The 1,183-nt window shown below is 58.5% G+C and carries 2 protein-coding genes and 1 pseudogene; all 3 read left to right on the top strand.

Going from position 1 to position 1,183, the window contains the following annotated elements:
• Positions 1-167: OmpA family protein (locus KMAL_RS16675; protein ID WP_180999866.1), on the top strand; the 167-nt coding region annotated here is incomplete at its 5' end.
• A gap of 109 nt (positions 168-276) precedes the next feature.
• Entirely contained in the window at positions 277-756 is a 480-nt protein-coding gene (locus KMAL_RS16670) for a GtrA family protein (RefSeq protein ID WP_239020201.1), read from the top strand.
• Positions 757-1,059: 303 nt separating this feature from the next.
• Positions 1,060-1,183 (top strand): annotated as a pseudogene (locus KMAL_RS17085) (OmpA family protein); the annotation flags it as partial.

Raw genomic sequence — 1,183 nt, 5'->3', positions numbered from 1 at the left:
GCCTGTCCATGCGTCGCGCCGACAGCGTGAAGGCTGAACTGATCCGTGACGGCGTGCCTGCCAACGCCATCGACATCCACGGCTATGGCGAAGCGCACCCGCTGGTCCCGACCGGCCCGGATACGCGTGAACCCCAGAACCGTCGCGTCGAAATCATCCTGCACTGATCACACGGTCAGACAGACTGGTTTCAGCAGAAGGGAGTGCCTCGGCACTCCCTTTTTGCTGTACGGCCTGATGAACTGCTCCCTACTCCAGAAGGAAGGCATGTATTCGGTGCCAGACAGATCCCCTGCCCCCGTCTTCCAGTTCCTGCGCTTCGGGATTGTCGGAGTTCTGGGCCTGGGATGGGATACGGCCACCGTCTATGCCCTGCGCCCGCTGATCGGGTTGGGCTGGGCTGCCATCGTTGCCTATTTTGTCGCCGCCTCGGCAAACTGGCTGTGCAACCGGCTATGGACCTTCCGCGACCGGAAAAGCAGACATCACGCCCTGTATCAATGGGCACGGTTCATGGCAGGCAACATGGTTGGATTCGGCCTGAACCGGGGCTGCGTCCTTGCGCTGTTCCACCTGTCGGCCACGTGCCGACTCCACCCCGTCTTCGCACTGGCCGCAGGGGCGCTCAGTGGCATGGCGGCCAATTTCCATATCAGCCGCAGGCACGTCTTTGCACATGACGCCGCACAGGATGCCGCCGCCCCGCCATCGCCGGGCGTGTCCTCCACAACAGCGGATCGTCGCGAGACGCCATAGACTCCGGCTGTGGCGAATTGTGTTATTATGGCCACGCCCGAAGGAAACCGGCATCGCCATCCTGCGTTCCTTTGCGGAAACACAGGGAAACAATGCGAAAAACCCTTAAAATATCCTTTATTATCATGTCATTATAATATATCGTGTATACGTATTATAAGTGTAATATCAGCCCTGCCAAACTGATGGGTTTCTAAAACGAAACCGATAGCGGTATAGGATGTTACGCATGAAGCTGACGAGCGACCGCACAGATCCCAGCGGCACGACTATAAAGAACGAGTCTTAAGGAAGGACGAAAATATGCGTCTTCGCACGGCGTTACTGGCAACGACCCTGATGGCTGCCGCCCCGGCGGCCTCGATGGCCACGACGATCACCGGTCCGTATGTTGACATCGGGGGTGGTTACAACCTGACCCAGACCC

This window comes from Novacetimonas maltaceti (genome assembly GCF_002906255.1).
GTDB lineage: Bacteria > Pseudomonadota > Alphaproteobacteria > Acetobacterales > Acetobacteraceae > Novacetimonas > Novacetimonas maltaceti.
The sequence above is the reverse complement of the archived record's forward strand: the minus strand, read 5'-3'. Positions and strand labels throughout refer to the sequence as shown.